This window comes from Citrobacter sp. Marseille-Q3906 (assembly GCF_916618775.1).
GTDB classification, from domain to species: Bacteria; Pseudomonadota; Gammaproteobacteria; order Enterobacterales; family Enterobacteriaceae; genus Citrobacter; species Citrobacter murliniae.
This window is the reverse complement of record NZ_CAKAKA010000001.1, coordinates 755,129-773,710: the sequence shown is the minus strand read 5'-3', so window position 1 is coordinate 773,710 and position 18,582 is coordinate 755,129. Positions and strand designations below refer to the sequence as shown.

The 18,582-nt window shown below is 52.7% G+C and carries 13 protein-coding genes; 11 read left to right on the top strand and 2 right to left on the bottom strand.

Annotated features, from left to right (window positions below; genetic code table 11):
• Window positions 1–73 precede the first annotated feature (73 nt).
• Window positions 74–919 carry an arabinose operon transcriptional regulator AraC gene (gene araC, locus LG384_RS03580; RefSeq protein ID WP_045439726.1) on the bottom strand — a complete coding sequence of 282 codons (846 nt, stop codon included), beginning with the start codon at window positions 917–919 and terminating at the stop codon, window positions 74–76.
• A 339-nt stretch (window positions 920–1,258) separates the two neighbouring features.
• Between araC and araB the strand changes: the two genes are divergently transcribed.
• The 6 genes from araB to rluA all read left to right on the top strand — a co-directional run bounded on the left by araB (window position 1,259) and on the right by rluA (window position 11,405).
• Window positions 1,259–2,968 (top strand): ribulokinase, encoded by a 1,710-nt coding sequence (gene araB / locus LG384_RS03575; RefSeq protein WP_225760460.1) that lies wholly within the window; start codon window positions 1,259–1,261, stop codon window positions 2,966–2,968.
• Between the two features lie 10 nt (window positions 2,969–2,978).
• Window positions 2,979–4,481, top strand: a complete 1,503-nt coding sequence (araA, locus tag LG384_RS03570) for an L-arabinose isomerase (protein ID WP_045439719.1) — start codon at window positions 2,979–2,981, stop codon at window positions 4,479–4,481.
• 11 nt (window positions 4,482–4,492) lie between these two features.
• Window positions 4,493–5,188, top strand: a complete 696-nt coding sequence (gene araD / locus LG384_RS03565; protein WP_048222070.1) for an L-ribulose-5-phosphate 4-epimerase — start codon at window positions 4,493–4,495, stop codon at window positions 5,186–5,188.
• A 111-nt stretch (window positions 5,189–5,299) separates the two neighbouring features.
• Window positions 5,300–7,651, top strand: a complete 2,352-nt coding sequence (gene polB / locus LG384_RS03560) for a DNA polymerase II (protein ID WP_225760459.1) — start codon at window positions 5,300–5,302, stop codon at window positions 7,649–7,651.
• Window positions 7,652–7,827: 176 nt separating this feature from the next.
• Window positions 7,828–10,734: an RNA polymerase-associated protein RapA gene (gene rapA, locus LG384_RS03555; protein WP_045439712.1), complete on the top strand. Its 2,907-nt coding sequence runs from the start codon at window positions 7,828–7,830 to the stop codon at window positions 10,732–10,734.
• 11 nt (window positions 10,735–10,745) lie between these two features.
• Entirely contained in the window at window positions 10,746–11,405 is a 660-nt protein-coding gene (gene rluA, locus LG384_RS03550; protein ID WP_045439709.1) for a bifunctional tRNA pseudouridine(32) synthase/23S rRNA pseudouridine(746) synthase RluA, read from the top strand.
• 96 nt (window positions 11,406–11,501) lie between these two features.
• Here rluA and djlA read toward each other — a convergent pair whose 3' ends face one another.
• Window positions 11,502–12,314 (bottom strand): co-chaperone DjlA, encoded by an 813-nt coding sequence (djlA, locus tag LG384_RS03545; RefSeq protein WP_045439706.1) that lies wholly within the window; start codon window positions 12,312–12,314, stop codon window positions 11,502–11,504.
• A 255-nt stretch (window positions 12,315–12,569) separates the two neighbouring features.
• Between djlA and lptD the strand changes: the two genes are divergently transcribed.
• The 5 genes from lptD to apaG all read left to right on the top strand — a co-directional run bounded on the left by lptD (window position 12,570) and on the right by apaG (window position 18,582).
• Window positions 12,570–14,930, top strand: coding sequence for an LPS assembly protein LptD (gene lptD / locus LG384_RS03540; protein ID WP_045439703.1), 2,361 nt, complete (start codon window positions 12,570–12,572; stop codon window positions 14,928–14,930).
• 179 nt (window positions 14,931–15,109) lie between these two features.
• On the top strand, window positions 15,110–16,396 hold the full coding sequence (surA, locus tag LG384_RS03535) for a peptidylprolyl isomerase SurA (protein WP_225760458.1): 1,287 nt from the start codon (window positions 15,110–15,112) through the stop codon (window positions 16,394–16,396).
• Window positions 16,396–17,388 (top strand): 4-hydroxythreonine-4-phosphate dehydrogenase PdxA, encoded by a 993-nt coding sequence (gene pdxA, locus LG384_RS03530; protein WP_048222073.1) that lies wholly within the window; start codon window positions 16,396–16,398, stop codon window positions 17,386–17,388. Before surA ends, pdxA begins: the two co-directional genes overlap by 1 nt.
• On the top strand, window positions 17,381–18,202 hold the full coding sequence (gene rsmA, locus LG384_RS03525; RefSeq protein WP_045439696.1) for a 16S rRNA (adenine(1518)-N(6)/adenine(1519)-N(6))-dimethyltransferase RsmA: 822 nt from the start codon (window positions 17,381–17,383) through the stop codon (window positions 18,200–18,202). Before pdxA ends, rsmA begins: the two co-directional genes overlap by 8 nt.
• 2 nt (window positions 18,203–18,204) lie before the next feature.
• On the top strand, window positions 18,205–18,582 hold the full coding sequence (gene apaG / locus LG384_RS03520; protein WP_045439694.1) for a Co2+/Mg2+ efflux protein ApaG: 378 nt from the start codon (window positions 18,205–18,207) through the stop codon (window positions 18,580–18,582).

Genomic DNA, 18,582 nt, shown 5'->3' with positions numbered 1-18,582 from the left:
CAACTTCGTCAAGCCATCATTTGTCTGAATAGTTTGCGAGATATGACAACTTTCAGGACACATCATTCACTTTTTATTCACACCCTGCACGAAATTCGCTTGGGCTGGCACCGGTACATTTCTTGAAAACACGCGAGAAATAGAGCTGATCGTCAAATCCAACATTACGCCCGACCGTAGCGATAGGCATGCGCGTGGTACTCAACAGGAGTTTAGCCTGGCTAATACGCTGATCCTCACGCCAGCTCAATACGCTAATACCCAACTGCTGGCGGAACAGGTGCGATAAACGCGATGGCGACAGGCAGACATGTTGTGCGACGCTGGCAATATCAAAATTGCTGTCTGCAAGGTGATCGCTGATGTACTGGCAGGCATCACGTACGCGGTTATCCATCGGCGGGTGCAGCGATTCATTAATTGCTTCCATACGTCTGAGCAGCAGTTGCTCCAGCAGATTAATCGCCAGCAGTTCCGAGTATCGCCCTTCCCCCTGTCCGGCACTGATGATCTGACCAAACAGTTCGTTAAAATGCGGCTGATGCGCTTCGTCCGGACGAAAAAAACCAGTCTGAGCAAAAATCGTCGGCCAGGTCAGCCACTCCTGCCAGTATGCGCGTGGTCGAAAATAGACCCACTGGTGATACCATTCGCTGGCATCGGGGTGGCGTCCGTAGTGGTGAATTTCACCCGGTGGGAACAATAAAATATCACCTGGCCGGCAGACAAACTGCTTGCCCTGATTATTGATAACCCCTTCCCCACGGATGGTAAGGTTCAGGATATAGCCCTTCATCCCTAACGGCCTGTCGATAAAAAAATCCAGGTATCCGTTTGCTTCAATGGGGGTTAATCCCGCCACCAGATGTGCGTTAAACGAATAACCCGGCAGCAGGGGATCGTTTTGCGTTTCAGCCATAATTTCAATACTCCCGATGCTCTGATAAGAAACAAATCGTCCATATTGCGCAAGACATCGTCACCCTCGCCTCAGTGGATCGCCGTGTTTTCAGAAATTGACCATAAACCCCGCTTGTGAAAAGCATCTTGTAAAAAAGCCGTACCACATCGACGACAAAAACGGCTAACAAAAGTGTCTATAACTACGGCAGAAATGTCCACATTGATTATTTGCACAGCGTCACACTTTGTGATGCCACAGCATTTTAATCCATAAGATTAGCGGATCCTGCCTGACGGTTTTTATCCCTACTATCTACTGTTTATCCATACCTGTTTTTTTGGATGGAGCAAGACGATGGCAATTGCAATTGGCCTCGATTTTGGTAGTGATTCAGTACGAGCTCTGGCGGTGGACTGTGACAGCGGCAAGGAAATCGCCACCAGCGTAGAGTGGTATCCACGCTGGCAGGAAGGGCTGTATTGCGATGGCCCAAATAACCAGTTTCGCCATCATCCGCGTGACTATATTGAATCAATGGAAGCGGCGCTCAAAACTGTGCTGGCCGAACTGAGCGCTGAGCAGCGCGAGGAAGTGGTCGGGATTGGCGTTGACAGTACGGGTTCAACCCCGGCTCCCGTTGATGCCGATGGCAACGTCCTCGCACTGCACCCGGCGTTCGCTGACACCCCGAACGCCATGTTCGTGTTGTGGAAAGATCACACTTCAGTAGAAGAAGAAGAAGAAATTCCCCGCCTGTGCCACACGCCAGGCAAAGCCGATTATTCCCGCTATATCGGCGGTATTTACTCCAGCGAATGGTTCTGGGCAAAAATCCTGCACGTTACCCGTCAGGACAACGCTGTTGCACAGGCCGCAGCCTCCTGGGTTGAACTGTGTGACTGGGTTCCGGCCCTGCTCTCAAATACTGTGCGTCCACAGGATATTCGTCGTGGACGCTGTAGCGCCGGACACAAGTCTCTGTGGCATGAAAGTTGGGGGGGGTTACCTCCGGCAAGTTTCTTTGATGAGCTCGACCCGCTTATCAACCGCCATCTGCAATACCCGATGTTTACTGACACCTTCACCGCTGACCTGCCTGTTGGCACGCTGTGTGCCGAATGGGCGCAACGCCTCGGTTTGCCAGAAAGCGTGGTGATTTCAGGCGGCGCATTTGACTGCCATATGGGAGCAGTCGGCGCAGGAGCGCAACCCAATACGCTGGTAAAAGTTATTGGCACTTCTACCTGCGACATTCTGATAGCCGACAAGCAAAGCGTGGGTGAGCGCGCGGTGAAGGGAATTTGCGGTCAGGTTGATGGCAGCGTCGTACCCCATTTTATTGGTCTGGAGGCTGGTCAATCCGCCTTCGGCGATATCTATGCCTGGTTTAGCCGCGTATTGAGCTGGCCACTGGATCAGCTTGTAGCGCAGCACCCTGAACTGAAAGCTCAAATTAAAGCCAGCCAAAAACAGTTGCTGCCCGCGCTGACCGAATCATGGGCGAATAATCCTTCGCTGGATCATCTGCCGGTGGTACTCGACTGGTTCAACGGTCGTCGTACACCAAATGCCAACCAGCGCCTGAAAGGGGTCATTACCGATCTTAACCTTGCGACCGATGCTCCAGCACTGTTTGGTGGCCTGATTGCCGCAACGGCATTTGGCGCACGTGCCATCATGGAATGCTTTACCGAACAAGGTATTGCAGTCAACAACGTGATGGCCCTCGGCGGCATCGCGCGTAAAAACCCGATCATCATGCAAGCCTGCTGCGACGTACTTAATCGCCCGCTGCAGATTGTCGCTTCAGATCAATGCTGTGCGCTTGGCGCAGCCATCTTTGCCGCCGTCGCCGCAAAAGTTCACGCCGATATCCCGACCGCTCAGCAAAAAATGGCAAGTGCTGTGGAAAACACGCTGCAACCTCGCACCGAACAAGCTCAACGTTTTGAACAGCTTTATCGCCGCTACCAGCAGTGGGCTGTAAGCGCTGAACAACAATATCTTCCGACTGCCGCTCCGGCGCAAACAGCCCCGGTCAACCAGGCAACCCTGACACATTAAGGACACGACAATGACGATTTTTAATAACTATGAAGTGTGGTTTGTGATTGGTAGCCAGCATCTGTATGGGCCAGAAACTCTGCGTCAGGTAACCCAACATGCCGAGCACGTCGTAAACGCGCTGAATACCGAAGCAAAACTGCCCTGCAAACTGGTTTTAAAACCGTTGGGAACTTCACCTGACGAGATCACCGCAATTTGTCGTGATGCCAGCTATGACGATCGTTGCGCTGGGATGGTGGTCTGGCTGCATACCTTCTCTCCGGCCAAAATGTGGATCAACGGCCTGACGATCCTTAACAAGCCGCTGCTGCAGTTTCACACCCAGTTCAACGCTGCCCTACCGTGGGATAGCATTGATATGGACTTTATGAATCTGAACCAGACTGCGCACGGTGGTCGTGAGTTCGGCTTTATCGGCGCGCGAATGCGTCAACAGCATGCCGTCGTCACCGGTCACTGGCAGGACAAGCAGGCGCACGAGCGTATCGGTTCATGGATGCGCCAGGCTGTATCCAAACAGGATACCCGCCATCTGAAAGTGTGCCGCTTTGGCGACAACATGCGTGAAGTGGCTGTCACCGACGGTGACAAAGTTGCCGCCCAGATTAAATTTGGTTTCTCCGTTAACACCTGGGCTGTTGGCGATCTGGTTCAGGTGGTAAACGCTATTAGCGACGGCGACATTAATGCGCTGATCGACGAGTACGAAAGCAGCTACACCATGACACCAGCAACGCAGATCCACGGCGAAAAGCGTCAGAATGTGCTGGAAGCAGCTCGTATTGAACTGGGGATGAAGCGCTTTCTGGAACAGGGTGGGTTCCACGCCTTTACCACCACATTTGAAGATTTGCACGGCCTGAAGCAACTCCCGGGTCTGGCCGTACAACGTCTGATGCAGCAAGGCTACGGCTTTGCGGGCGAAGGTGACTGGAAAACAGCCGCTCTGCTTCGCATCATGAAGGTGATGTCAACCGGTCTGCAGGGCGGCACCTCATTTATGGAGGATTACACCTACCACTTTGAGAAGGGCAACGATCTGGTGCTCGGCTCGCACATGCTGGAAGTCTGTCCGTCTATCGCTGTGGAAGAGAAACCGATCCTCGACGTACAGCATCTTGGCATCGGTGGTAAAGACGATCCTGCCCGCTTGATCTTCAACACCAAAACCGGCCCGGCAGTAGTTGCCAGCCTGATAGATCTCGGCGATCGCTTTCGTCTGCTGGTTAACTGCATCGACACGGTACAAACCCCGCACGACCTGCCGAAACTACCGGTGGCTAACGCATTATGGAAAGCCCAGCCGGATCTCCCCACCGCATCAGAGGCCTGGATCCTTGCTGGTGGCGCACACCATACCGTCTTCAGTCACGCGCTGGATCTGAACGACATGCGTCAGTTTGCTGAAATGCACGATATCGAGATCACCGTGATCGACAACGATACACGCCTGCCGGCCTTCAAGGACGCACTGCGCTGGAATGAGGTGTATTACGGTTTGAAACGTTAAGGGTGATAAACATGTTAGACGATCTCAAACGTCAGGTACTGGAAGCGAACCTGGCGCTACCGAAGCACAACCTGGTTACCCTGACCTGGGGAAACGTTAGTGCCGTGGACCGCGAGCGCGGCGTATTTGTAATAAAACCTTCCGGTGTCGATTACAGTGTTATGACCGCTGATGATATGGTCGTCATCAGTATTGCAACGGGTGAAGTGGTAGAAGGAGAGAAAAAACCGTCTTCCGATACCCCAACCCACCGTTTGCTGTATCAGGCGTTTCCGACCATTGGCGGCATTGTCCACACCCATTCGCGTCACGCGACCATCTGGGCACAGGCAGGTCAGTCGATTCCGGCAACAGGCACAACACATGCGGACTACTTCTACGGGGCTATTCCCTGCACGCGTCAAATGACCGACGCCGAAATCAACGGGGAATATGAGTGGGAAACCGGTAATGTGATCGTTGAAACCTTCGAGAAGCAAGGCATTGACGCAGCGCAAATGCCGGGGGTGCTGGTGCACTCTCACGGCCCGTTTGCCTGGGGTAAAAATGCCGAAGACGCCGTACACAACGCGATTGTGCTGGAGGAAGTCGCCTATATGGGGATCTTCTGCCGCCAGCTCGCGCCACAACTGCCGAATATGCAGCAAACCCTGCTGGACAAACACTATCTGCGTAAACACGGTGCCAAGGCCTATTACGGACAGTAGCGAATTACTCAAGCAGTGCAGCGCGCTCTGGCGGCATACACTGTATAAAACCACAGCAAACTCCTCAGAACCAGGCTATAATCATGCCTGGTTTTTTGATGGATACACAGCGTGGCGCAGGCAGGTTTTATTTTAACCCGACACTGGCGGGATACCTCGCAGGGGACAGAGGTTTCATTCTGGCTGGCAACAGACGATGGGCCACTGCTTGTCACGCTTGCGCCTCAAGAGTCGGTCGCCTTTATCCCCACAAGTCAGGTTTCCCGAGTCACCTCATTATTAAGTAGTGAAAACGGCTATCGCCTGACGCCGCTCAATTTGCAAGATTTTCACCGACAACCTGTTTCTGGTCTGTATTGCCGTTCACATCGTCAGCTTATGCGTCTGGAAAAACTGCTGCGAGAAAACGCAGTGACGGTGTACGAGGCAGACGTGCGCCCACCAGAGCGTTATCTGATGGAACGCTTTATCACGTCCCCCGTTTGGGTCGAAGGCGACAGACGCGGCAACACGCTTGTAAATGCCCGCCTGAAGCCGAATCCAGACTACCGTCCCCCGCTGAAATGGGTATCACTGGATATCGAAACGACACGACACGGTGAACTGTACTGCATTGGCCTTGAAGGCTGCGGACAACGCATTGTGTATATGCTCGGCCCGGCAAATGGTGATGCCTCACAGCTTGATTTTGCACTTGAGTACGTGGCAAGTCGTCCTCAGTTGCTGGAAAAACTCAACGACTGGATAGCACGTCACGATCCTGATGTGATTATCGGCTGGAACGTGGTGCAGTTCGATTTACGCGTCTTGCAAAATCATGCCGAACGTTATCGTATTCCACTGCGTTTTGGCCGCGATAACAGCGAGCTGGAGTGGCGCGAGCATGGTTTCAAAAATGGCGTTTTTTTCGCCCAGGCTAAAGGCCGTCTGATTATTGACGGCATTGAAGCGCTTAAATCAGCATTCTGGAATTTCTCATCGTTTTCGCTGGAGACGGTTTCGCAAGATCTGCTGGGAGAAGGGAAATCTATTGATAACCCGTGGGATCGAATGGATGAAATTGACCGCCGATTCGCTAACGATAAACCCGCTCTTGCCACATACAACCTTAAAGACTGCGAACTGGTCACGCGCATTTTTCATAAAACTGAAATCATGCCATTTCTGCTGGAACGCTCGACGGTCAACGGCCTGCCTGTCGACCGGCACGGTGGTTCCGTTGCCGCCTTCGGCCATCTCTATTTACCGCGCATGCACCGCGCCGGCTACGTGGCACCGAATCTGGGGGAAGTCCCCCCTCACGCCAGCCCCGGCGGCTACGTGATGGATTCGCGCCCGGGTTTGTACGATTCCGTGCTGGTACTGGACTATAAAAGCCTGTATCCCTCAATCATTCGGACTTTTTTAATCGACCCGGTGGGGTTAATTGAAGGTATGGCGCATCCTGACCCGGTACACAGTACCGAAGGTTTTCTTGATGCCTGGTTCTCGCGCGAAAAACACTGCCTCCCGGAGATCGTTACCCAGATCTGGCACGGACGCGATGAGGCTAAACGCCGCGGTAATAAGCCGCTTTCTCAGGCGCTGAAAATCATCATGAACGCGTTTTACGGCGTGCTTGGAACAACCGCCTGTCGTTTTTTTGATCCACGGCTGGCTTCATCAATTACCATGCGCGGCCATGCGATCATGCGCCAGACCAAAGCACTGATTGAAGCTCAGGGATACGACGTCATCTATGGCGATACCGACTCAACCTTTGTCTGGCTCAAAGGCGCACACTCAGAAGAGGAGGCCGGAAAGATTGGCCAGCAATTGGTGAATCACGTCAATACCTGGTGGGCACAATCGCTGCAACAACAGAATTTGACCAGCGCCCTGGAACTGGAGTTTGAAACCCACTTCTGCCGTTTTCTGATGCCAACGATTCGCGGTGCGGATACGGGCAGCAAGAAACGCTACGCCGGACTCATTCAGGATGGAGACCAACAGCGTATGGTCTTCAAAGGGCTGGAAACAGTGCGCACCGACTGGACGCCGCTGGCGCAGCAGTTTCAGCAAACGCTGTATCTGCGTATTTTTCGTAACGAGCCCTATCAGGAGTTTATCCGCGAAACCATTGATAAACTGATGGCGGGAGAGCTTGATGACCAACTGGTTTACCGCAAGCGCCTGCGCCGCCCGTTGAACGAATACCAACGTAATGTGCCGCCACACGTGCGTGCCGCACGGCTTGCTGACGAACAAAACGTAAAGCTGGGCCGCCCTCCGCAGTATCAAAACCGCGGTACCATCAAATATGTCTGGACGATAAACGGCCCGGAACCGGTGGATTATCAATTATCTGCGCTGGATTACGAACATTATCTTACGCGCCAGCTACAGCCTGTTGCGGAGGGAATTCTTCCCTTTATTGATGATAACTTTGCTACACTACTCACAGGGCAACTGGGGTTATTTTGACGCGTGACGAATGCGTCGCCATCCAGTACCATAGCGCCCTTTCCATTCCTGGACCCATTTAACATCACTACCACTGATTTATTAGCCTGGTAGCGGTGTCGTATGCTCTCAAAAACTCGGGGTGCCCGAATAATGACGAGTATTGCCTGCAATTAAAGATATAGAGCCGAACACATATGCCTTTTACACTTGGTCAACGCTGGATCAGCGATACAGAAAGCGAATTGGGACTTGGTACTGTTGTCGCCATGGATGCGCGAACCGTCACATTACTTTTCTCATCAACGGGTGAAAACCGTCTGTACTCGCGCAGTGATTCCCCCGTGACCCGGGTGATGTTCAATCCTGGCGATACGATAACAAGCCATGAAGGTTGGCAGCTGCATGTCGATGAAGTAAAAGAAGAAAACGGCCTGCTTGCTTATATCGGGACCCGCCTTGATACCGAAGAAACCGGTGTGATGCTGCGTGAAGTACTACTCGACAGCAAACTGGTATTCAGTAAACCGCAGGATCGCCTGTTTGCTGGTCAAATCGACCGTATGGACCGCTTTGCTCTGCGCTACCGTGCGCGTAAATTTCAGAGCGAACAGTACCGTATGCCGTGGAGTGGTTTGCGCGGTCAACGCACCAGCCTGATCCCTCATCAGCTCAATATTGCCCATGATGTCGGTCGTCGCCATGCCCCCCGTGTTCTGCTGGCAGACGAAGTTGGCTTAGGAAAAACAATTGAAGCCGGGATGATCCTGCATCAACAGTTGCTGTCTGGCGCCGCAGAGCGTGTGCTGATCATCGTCCCTGAGACGTTACAGCATCAGTGGCTGGTCGAAATGTTGCGCCGTTTCAACCTGCGCTTTGCGCTGTTTGATGATGAGCGCTATGCCGAAGCGCAGCATGACGCCTACAACCCGTTTGAAACCGAACAACTGATCATCTGCTCGCTGGACTTTGCCCGTCGCAATAAGCAACGTCTGGAACATCTGTGCGACGCCGAGTGGGATCTGCTGGTGGTCGATGAAGCTCATCACCTGGTGTGGAGCGAAGATGCGCCAAGCCGTGAATATATGGCGATTGAACAGCTGGCTGAGCGCGTACCGGGGATCCTGCTGCTGACCGCAACACCGGAACAGCTGGGCATGGAAAGCCACTTTGCACGTTTGCGCCTGTTGGATCCAAGTCGTTTCCACGATTTCGAGCAGTTCGTTGAAGAGCAAAAAAATTACCGTCCGGTTGCCGATGCCGTCGCCATGCTGCTGGCAGGCAAGAAGCTGAGCAATGATGAGCTAAACATGCTGGGTGAGATGATTGGCGAGCAGGACATTGAGCCATTGTTGCAAGCTGCGAACAGCGATAGTGACGACGCCCAGAGTGCACGCCAGGAGCTGGTTTCGATGCTGATGGACAGACATGGCACCAGCCGCGTACTGTTCCGTAACACTCGTAACGGCGTGAAAGGCTTCCCGAAACGCGAGCTGCATACCATCAAGCTGCCGCTGCCAACCCAATACCAGACCGCAATTAAAGTCTCCGGCATTATGGGTGCGCGCAAGAGCGCGGAAGATCGCGCACGCGACATGCTCTACCCGGAACAGATTTACCAGGAATTCGAAGGCGATACCGGTACCTGGTGGAATTTTGATCCGCGCGTTGAGTGGCTGATGGGCTACCTGACCAGCCATCGCTCGCAGAAAGTGCTGGTTATCTGTGCGAAAGCGACCACCGCGTTGCAGTTGGAGCAGGTGCTGCGTGAGCGCGAAGGCATTCGTGCCGCCGTGTTCCATGAAGGTATGTCGATCATTGAACGTGACCGTGCCGCCGCGTGGTTTAGCGAAGAAGACAGCGGCGCACAGGTGATGCTGTGCTCTGAAATCGGCTCTGAAGGCCGTAACTTCCAGTTTGCCAGCAATCTGGTGATGTTTGATCTGCCTTTTAACCCGGATCTGCTGGAACAGCGTATCGGCCGTCTGGACCGTATTGGTCAGGCGCATGATATTCAGATCCACGTCCCCTTCCTGGAAAAAACCGCGCAGTCTGTGCTGGTGCGCTGGTACCACGAAGGTCTGGATGCGTTCGAACACACCTGCCCGACCGGACGTACCATCTATGATACGGTCTACAATAATCTGATTGGTTATCTGGCAGAACCGGAAAACAACGAGGGATTTGATGACCTGATCAAAACCTGCCGCGAACAGCACGACGCACTGAAAGCGCAACTGGAGCAAGGGCGTGACCGTCTGCTGGAAATTCACTCCAATGGCGGCGAAAAAGCACTGGCGCTGACCGAAAGTATTGAAGAGCAGGACGATGACACCAGCCTGATCGCGTTCGCCATGAACCTGTTTGATATCGTCGGTATTAATCAGGATGACCGTGGTGATAACTTAATTGTCCTGACGCCATCCGACCATATGCTGGTTCCTGACTTTCCGGGACTGCCGGAAGATGGCTGTACCATTACGTTTGAGCGTGATGTGGCGCTGTCGCGTGAAGATGCCCAATTTATTACCTGGGAACACCCGCTGATCCGCAACGGTCTGGATCTGATCCTTTCCGGAGACACCGGTAGCAGTACCATTTCCCTTTTGAAGAACAAAGCATTACCAGTAGGCACACTGCTTGTTGAACTGATCTACGTCGTTGAAGCGCAAGCGCCGAAACAGCTACAGTTAAACCGCTTCCTGCCGCCAACACCGGTACGCATGTTGCTGGATAAAAATGGTAATAACCTCGCCGCGCAGGTTGAGTTTGAAACCTTTAACCGTCAGCTCAGTGCCGTTAACCGCCACACCGGAAGCAAACTGGTCAACGCCGTGCAACAGGATGTCCACGCGATTTTGCAGTTGGGCGAAGCACAGGTTGAGAAGTCTGCCCGGGCATTGATCGACGCCGCGCGCAAAGAAGCGGACGAGAAGCTGACTGCGGAGCTGTCGCGCCTGGAAGCACTACGCGCTGTTAACCCAAACATCCGTGATGACGAACTTGCTGCAATCGAAAGCAACCGTCAACAGGTGATGGATAGCCTGGATCAGGCGGGCTGGCGCCTGGATGCCTTGCGTCTGATCGTCGTGACGCACCAGTAACGGAGTCATACATGGGGATGGAAAACTACAATCCGCCGCAGGAACCCTGGTTGGTTATCCTGTATCAGGATGAACACATTATGGTGGTCAACAAACCGAGCGGTTTGTTGTCCGTGCCGGGTCGTCTTGAAGAGCACAAAGACAGCGTGATGACACGTGTTCAGCGCGACTATCCACAGGCTGAATCCGTACATCGTCTGGATATGGCAACCAGCGGTGTGATTGTAGTGGCGCTGACCAAAGCGGCAGAGCGCGAGCTAAAACGTCAGTTTCGCGAGCGTGAGCCGAAGAAGCAATATGTCGCGCGCATCTGGGGACATCCCTCACCTGCCGAGGGACTGGTTGATTTACCACTGATTTGTGACTGGCCGAACCGACCAAAGCAGAAAGTGTGTTATGAAACCGGCAAATCCGCGCAGACCGAGTATGAAGTCGTGGAGTTTGCTGCGGATAATACCGCCCGGGTGGTGCTCAAACCTATTACCGGGCGTTCCCATCAGCTTCGCGTACATATGCAGGCGTTAGGGCATCCGATTCTGGGCGATCGCTTCTATGCCCCGCCGGAAGCCCTGGCGATGGCACCACGCTTGCTACTGCATGCGGAGATGCTAACCATCACCCACCCCGCCTACGGCAACAGTATGACGTTTAAAGTCCCGGCAGATTTTTAAATCTCAGAGCCAATTTATGCCGGAGACGCTTCGCTTGTCCGGCCTACATTCATAACGTAGGCCGGATAAGACGCCAGCCGCCATCCGACAAAGCAATCACTTGAACCCTTTTTGATCCTTAATCAACTCGTAAGCTTTTTGGATTTCCTGCGCTTTCTGTTTCGCCATTTCCATCATCTCCGGCGGCAACCCTTTCGCAACCAGTTTATCAGGATGGTGCTCACTCATCAGTTTGCGATAGGCTCGCTTAATGGTCGTCGCATCATCGGTTGCTTTAACGCCAAGCACGTTACAGGCATCTTCCAGCGTAGGTCCTCGTTGCGCCTGCTGCCAGCCGCCACCAGACTGCTGCTGGTATCCTCCACCAAACTGCGCGCCCCCCTGCATCATGCGCAGGAACTGATCAAATTGCGTACGCGAGATCCCCAGTTCTTCTGCAATTACGTACAGCACTTCGCGTTCGTTAGGATGCAATGAACCATCGGCAAACGCGGCCTGGATCTGAATCTCCAGAAACATGCGGATCAGATCGAAACGGCCAAAACAGACGCTACGAAACTGGCGCATCTTTTCACGTAATGGGTAATTATCTGATTTTCCCACCCGGAAGGCATGCTGAGCGGCGGTACGTGAGTCACCGTGCAAATTCATCCGATCCATCAGTTGGCTGGCAATATGGATATCTGCTTCCGTGACGCGTCCTTTGGATTTGGTCAGATGTCCCATCACCTCAAAAGTGGTGGCAAAAAACAGTGCCTGACGTTCACGTTGATTCGCAAACCATGCCATTTTGCGCATGCGAGCTTTGTCGAACATATGGCCAACTAACAGGCCCAAAACCACGCCCCAGAAGCCGCCGCCCATCATTAAGGCCACGGCTACACCAATAATCTTTCCCCAATACTGCATAGACTCCCCAAATCTTTATGCTGTCAGCCAGGCTATGTCCCACAATATAAGGTGCTTTTACCGTTTTACGGCTGCGGTCAATTGTGGGACATCGCCTATAATTTGCATTATCATACCTGTCATTCAATGCCGTGCCTAACACCACGGATGCCTAAATGGGCAGGATTAATACTAGCGCAGTGAAGATGAGATAAGTTAGGCTGTGACCGTTTGTCACGCGCGACGCTACTGATGATGGAACAATAAATACAACGTATGAAAAAACGTATTCCCACTCTTCTGGCCACCATGATTGCCAGCGCCCTCTATAGTCAGCAGGGTCTGGCAGCCGATCTCGCCTCACAGTGCATGTTGGGCGTGCCAAGCTATAACCGTCCTCTGGTGCAGGGCGAGACAAACGAGTTACCCGTTACCATCAATGCCGATCACGCGAAAGGGAATTACCCGGATGACGCCGTGTTTACCGGCAACGTGGATATCGCCCAGGGTAATAGCCGCCTGCAGGCCGATGAAGTACAGCTTCATCAGAAACAGGCCGAGGGTCTGCCGGAGCCGGTTCGCACCGTCGATGCTCTGGGTAACGTCCACTATGATGACAACCAGGTCATTCTGAAGGGCCCGAAGGGTTGGTCTAACCTGAATACAAAAGATACCAACATCTGGGAAGGTGACTATCAGATGGTTGGCCGTCAGGGGCGCGGGAAAGCGGACCTGATGAAACAGCGTGGTGAAAACCGCTATACCATTCTGGAGAACGGTAGCTTTACCTCCTGTTTGCCGGGATCTAATACCTGGAGCGTTGTCGGTAGCGAAGTGATCCACGACCGCGAAGAACAGGTGGCAGAAATCTGGAACGCTCGCTTCAAGCTGGGCCCGGTTCCGGTCTTTTACAGCCCTTATTTACAGCTTCCCGTTGGAGATAAGCGACGTTCTGGCTTCCTGATCCCGAACGCAAAATACTCCACCAATAACTATTTTGAGTTCTACCTTCCGTATTACTGGAATATCGCGCCCAATATGGACGCCACCATCACGCCGCATTATATGCACCGTCGTGGCGGTATTATGTGGGAGAACGAATTCCGTTACCTCACTCAGGCGGGTGCGGGCCTGATGGAATTTGACTATCTGAATTCCGACAAAGTTTACGATGATGAACATCCGAAGGATGACAATTCGCGCCGCTGGCTGTTCTACTGGCAACATGCTGGGGTAATGGACCAGGTGTGGCGTTTCAACGTCGACTATACCAAAGTCAGCGATACCAGCTACTTTAATGATTTCGATAATAAATACGGCTCCAGTACCGACGGCTATGCCACGCAAAAATTCAGCGTTGGCTACGCGGTACAGAACTTTGATGCCACGATATCGACCAAGCAGTTCCAGGTCTTCGACGCCCAAAACAGCAACAGTTACTCTGCGCAACCGCAGTTAGACGTCAACTACTATCAGAATGATGTGGGTCCGTTCGATACCCGCATTTATGGTCAGGCGGTGCATTTCGTCAATACCAATGACAATATGCCGGAAGCCACACGAGTTCACCTTGAGCCAACTATCAACCTGCCGTTATCCAATCAGTGGGGAAGCATCAACACTGAAGCGAAGCTATTGGCAACGCATTATCAGCAAACCAATCTGGATACGTACAATAATAATCCGGGCAACGTAAACAAGCTGGACGAATCGGCCAACCGCGTGATGCCGCAGTTTAAAGTTGACGGCAAAATGGTATTTGAGCGTGACATGGCAATGCTGGCACCGGGTTATACCCAGACGCTGGAGCCGCGCGCGCAGTACCTGTACGTACCGTATCGTGACCAAAGTCATATCTATAACTATGACTCCTCACTGCTGCAATCTGACTATAGCGGCCTGTTCCGTGACCGCACTTATGGCGGTCTGGACCGTATTGCTTCCGCCAACCAGGTCACTACCGGTGTCACATCTCGCGTATATGATGACGCGGCCGTTGAACGTTTTAATATTTCCGTGGGTCAAATCTACTATTTCACGGAGTCTCGCACCGGCGATGACAACATTAAATGGGAGAATGACGACAAAACCGGCTCACTGGTATGGGCAGGCGATACCTACTGGCGTATCTCCGATCGCTGGGGTTTACGCAGCGGTATCCAGTACGACACCCGTCTGGACAGCGTCGCCACCAGCAGCAGCAGCATCGAATATCGTCGTGACGAAAACCGCATGCTGCAGTTGAATTACCGTTATGCCAGCTCTGAGTATATTCAGGCTACGCTGCCATCGTACTACTCTACAGCGGAGCAGTATAAAAACGGGATTTCGCAGGTGGGCGCAGTGGCAAGCTTCCCGATTGCCGACCGTTGGTCGATTGTCGGTGCTTACTACTTTGATACCAATGTGAACAAAGAAGCGGACTCAATGCTGGGCTTGCAGTACAACTCCTGCTGTTACGCCATCCGCTTCGGCTACGAACGTAAGCTGAACGGTTGGGATAACACCCAGCAACACGCAGTTTATGACAATACGATCGGCTTTAATATCGAACTGCGCGGTCTGAGCTCTAACTATGGCCTTGGCACCAATCAAATGTTGCGTTCGAACATATTGCCGTACCAAAGCGCTTTATGATCTGACTGATTTATACCCAATGGATTTCGAGCTGCATTGAGGCGGCAACTGAGAGAATCCCCAAGAGCTTACATCAGTAAGTGACAGGGGTGAGTGAAGGCGGCCAACAAAAATGCGGCTTGAAAGACGAAGGGTATACTACGTAATCCGCATTGCGGTTAATTAATAATGGAAAAAGTATGAAGAACTGGAAAACGCTGCTTCTCGGTATCGCCATGATCGCGAATACCAGTTTCGCTGCCCCACAGGTAGTCGATAAAGTCGCAGCCGTCGTCAATAACGGCGTCGTTCTGGAAAGCGACGTCGATGGCTTAATGCAGTCCGTAAAACTCAATGCAGGTCAGGCTGGCCAGCAACTTCCGGACGATGCAACGCTTCGTCATCAGATCCTGGAACGTTTGATCATGGATCAAATTATTCTGCAGATGGGTCAGAAGATGGGGGTGAAAATCTCTGATGAGCAGTTGGATCAGGCTATCGCTAACATCGCCAAACAGAACAACATGACACTGGACCAAATGCGCAGCCGTCTGGCTCAGGATGGCTTAAGCTATTCGACCTATCGTAGCCAAATCCGTAAAGAGATGACTATCTCTGAGGTGCGCAACAATGAAGTACGCCGCCGTGTCACGATCCTGCCGCAGGAAGTTGATGCCCTGGCGCAGCAGGTTGGCAACCAAAATGATGCCAGCACTGAACTCAATCTGAGCCACATTCTTATTCCTTTACCGGAAAATCCAACCTCAGATCAGGTTAACGAAGCTGAAAGCCAGGCGCGCTCTGTTGTTGACGAAGCGCGTAACGGTAGTGATTTCGGCAAGCTGGCCATCACTTATTCTGCCGATCAGCAGGCGCTGAAAGGCGGTCAGATGGGCTGGGGTCGTATTCAGGAACTGCCAGGCATCTTTGCTCAGGCGTTAAGCACCGCGAAAAAAGGCGACATTATCGGCCCGATTCGTTCTGGTGTCGGCTTCCACATTCTGAAAGTTAATGATATGCGTGGCCAGAGTCAGAGCATCTCCGTGACTGAAGTTCACGCCCGCCATATTCTGCTGAAGCCATCGCCGATCATGACCGATCAGCAGGCACGTCTGAAGCTGGAACAAATCGCAGCGGATATTAAGAGCGGTAAAACGACCTTTGCAGCAGCAGCAAAAGAGTTCTCTCAGGATCCTGGATCGGCAAACCAGGGCGGCGATCTGGGTTGGGCTGCAGCAAACATTTTCGATCCAGCCTTCCGCGATGCGCTGACCCGACTGAACAAAGGCCAGATGAGTGCACCGGTGCATTCCTCTTTTGGCTGGCACCTGATCGAACTGCTGGACACGCGTAACGTTGATAAAACTGACGCGGCGCAGAAAGACCGTGCTTATCGCATGCTGATGAACCGTAAATTCTCGGAAGAAGCAGCGACCTGGATGCAGGAACAGCGCGCCAGCGCGTACGTTAAAATTCTGAGCAACTAATGACCCGTACTCAACGCGTTATTATCACTCCCGGCGAACCCGCCGGGATTGGTCCGGATCTGGTCGTTCAGCTTGCGCAGCGTGAATGGCCGGTAGAGCTCGTCGTCTGTGCAGATGCCGCGCTCCTTTCCAACCGGGCAGCGATGCTCGGTTTACCACTCTCGCTCCTCCCCTACAATCAAGATATACCAGCCAGACCACAATCTGCGGGCACATTGACGTTGCTCCCGATTGCGCTACGCGCACCTGCCGTACCGGGTCAGTTGGTAGTGGAAAATGGGCAGTATGTGGTGGATACGCTGGCTCGTGCGTGCGACGGTTGCCTGCAAGGTGAATTTTCAGCTCTGATCACAGGCCCCGTACACAAGGGCGTGATTAATGATGCTGGCGTGCCGTTCACCGGTCATACCGAATTTTTTGAAGAGCGCTCACAGGCGAAAAAAGTGGTGATGATGCTGGCAACTGAGGAGCTGCGCGTTGCTCTGGCGACCACGCATCTGCCGCTCAGGGACGTTGCCGATGCCATTACGCCTGCGTTACTACGGGAAGTGATCGGTATTCTGCATCATGATTTACGCACGAAGTTTGGTATCCCTGATCCACATATTCTGGTATGTGGACTTAATCCACATGCGGGTGAAGGCGGTCATATGGGTACGGAAGAGATAGATACAATCATTCCGGTTCTCGATGAAATGCGCGCACAGGGGATGAAGTTAAACGGTCCACTGCCCGCAGACACCCTGTTTCAGCCCAAATATCTCAATAGCGCGGATGCCGTGCTGGCAATGTACCACGATCAAGGCCTCCCCGTGCTAAAATACCAGGGATTTGGTCGCGGTGTGAATATCACACTGGGCCTGCCATTTATTCGCACATCCGTTGATCACGGCACCGCACTTGAACTTGCGGGTCGTGGGCAAGCCGATGTCGGCAGTTTTATTACGGCGCTTAATCTCGCCATCAAAATGATTGTTAATACCAATGAATAATCGAGTCCATCAGGGCCATTTAGCCCGTAAACGTTTCGGGCAAAACTTCCTCAACGATCAGTTTGTGATCGAAAGTATTGTCTCTGCTATCAACCCACAAAAGGGTCAGGCCATGGTCGAAATCGGCCCGGGCCTTGCTGCACTGACCGAGCCGGTAGGTGAACGTCTGGACAAGCTAACCGTCATTGAACTGGACCGCGATCTGGCAGCCCGTCTGCAAACGCACCCGTTTTTAGGGCCGAAGCTGACCATCTATCAGCAAGACGCCATGACCATGAACTTCGGTGAACTGTCGCAGACAATGGGTCAGCCGCTGCGCGTGTTTGGCAACCTGCCTTACAACATCTCCACGCCGCTAATGTTCCATCTTTTTACCTATACTGATGCCATTGCCGACATGCATTTCATGTTACAAAAAGAGGTGGTCAATCGTCTGGTTGCAGGGCCAAACAGTAAAGCGTATGGTCGATTAAGCGTCATGGCACAATATTACTGCCAGGTTATCCCGGTACTCGAAGTGCCGCCATCGGCCTTCACACCGGCACCTAAAGTAGATTCCGCGGTAGTGCGTCTGGTTCCTCACGCCACGATGCCATACCCGGTTAAAGATGTTCGCGTCCTGAGCCGTATTACGACCGAAGCGTTTAATCAGCGCCGCAAAACGGTACGTAACAGCCTCGGTAATCTGTTCAGCGTTGAAGTATTGACAGAGCTGGGAGTTGATCCGGCGATGCGAGCAGAAAATATCTCTGTCGCGCAATACTGCCGGATGGCTAACTATCTGTCAGAAAACGCGCCATCGAAGGAGAGTTAAGCATGATCAATTCGCCCCGAGTGTGTATTCAGGTACAAAGCGTCTATATTGAGGCTCAATCCTCACCTGATGATGAACGTTACGTTTTTGCCTATACCGTGACCATCCGCAATTTGGGGCGAGCACCAGTGCAGCTGTTGGGGCGTTATTGGTTGATTACCAATGGTCATGGCCGCGAAACCGAAGTTCAGGGCGAAGGTGTGGTTGGCGTTCAGCCCCACATTGAACCTGGTGAAGAATACCAGTACACCAGCGGCGCGGTTATTGAAACGCCGCTGGGCACCATGCAGGGTCATTACGAAATGATTGATGAGCAGGGCGTCGCCTTTACCATCGATATTCCCGTATTCCGACTCGCCGTTCCAACACTCATTCACTAA

What these genes read in the sequence shown, in the direction of transcription:
- araC (WP_045439726.1), bottom strand. Translation starts at nt 919, where the DNA reads ATGGCTGAAACGCAAAACGATCCCCTGCTGCCGGGTTATTCGTTTAAC.
- araB (WP_225760460.1), top strand. Translation starts at nt 1,259, where the DNA reads ATGGCAATTGCAATTGGCCTCGATTTTGGTAGTGATTCAGTACGAGCT.
- araA (WP_045439719.1), top strand. Translation starts at nt 2,979, where the DNA reads ATGACGATTTTTAATAACTATGAAGTGTGGTTTGTGATTGGTAGCCAG.
- araD (WP_048222070.1), top strand. Translation starts at nt 4,493, where the DNA reads ATGTTAGACGATCTCAAACGTCAGGTACTGGAAGCGAACCTGGCGCTA.
- rapA (WP_045439712.1), top strand. Translation starts at nt 7,828, where the DNA reads ATGCCTTTTACACTTGGTCAACGCTGGATCAGCGATACAGAAAGCGAA.
- rluA (WP_045439709.1), top strand. Translation starts at nt 10,746, where the DNA reads ATGGGGATGGAAAACTACAATCCGCCGCAGGAACCCTGGTTGGTTATC.
- djlA (WP_045439706.1), bottom strand. Translation starts at nt 12,314, where the DNA reads ATGCAGTATTGGGGAAAGATTATTGGTGTAGCCGTGGCCTTAATGATG.
- lptD (WP_045439703.1), top strand. Translation starts at nt 12,570, where the DNA reads ATGAAAAAACGTATTCCCACTCTTCTGGCCACCATGATTGCCAGCGCC.
- surA (WP_225760458.1), top strand. Translation starts at nt 15,110, where the DNA reads ATGAAGAACTGGAAAACGCTGCTTCTCGGTATCGCCATGATCGCGAAT.
- pdxA (WP_048222073.1), top strand. Translation starts at nt 16,396, where the DNA reads ATGACCCGTACTCAACGCGTTATTATCACTCCCGGCGAACCCGCCGGG.
- rsmA (WP_045439696.1), top strand. Translation starts at nt 17,381, where the DNA reads ATGAATAATCGAGTCCATCAGGGCCATTTAGCCCGTAAACGTTTCGGG.
- apaG (WP_045439694.1), top strand. Translation starts at nt 18,205, where the DNA reads ATGATCAATTCGCCCCGAGTGTGTATTCAGGTACAAAGCGTCTATATT.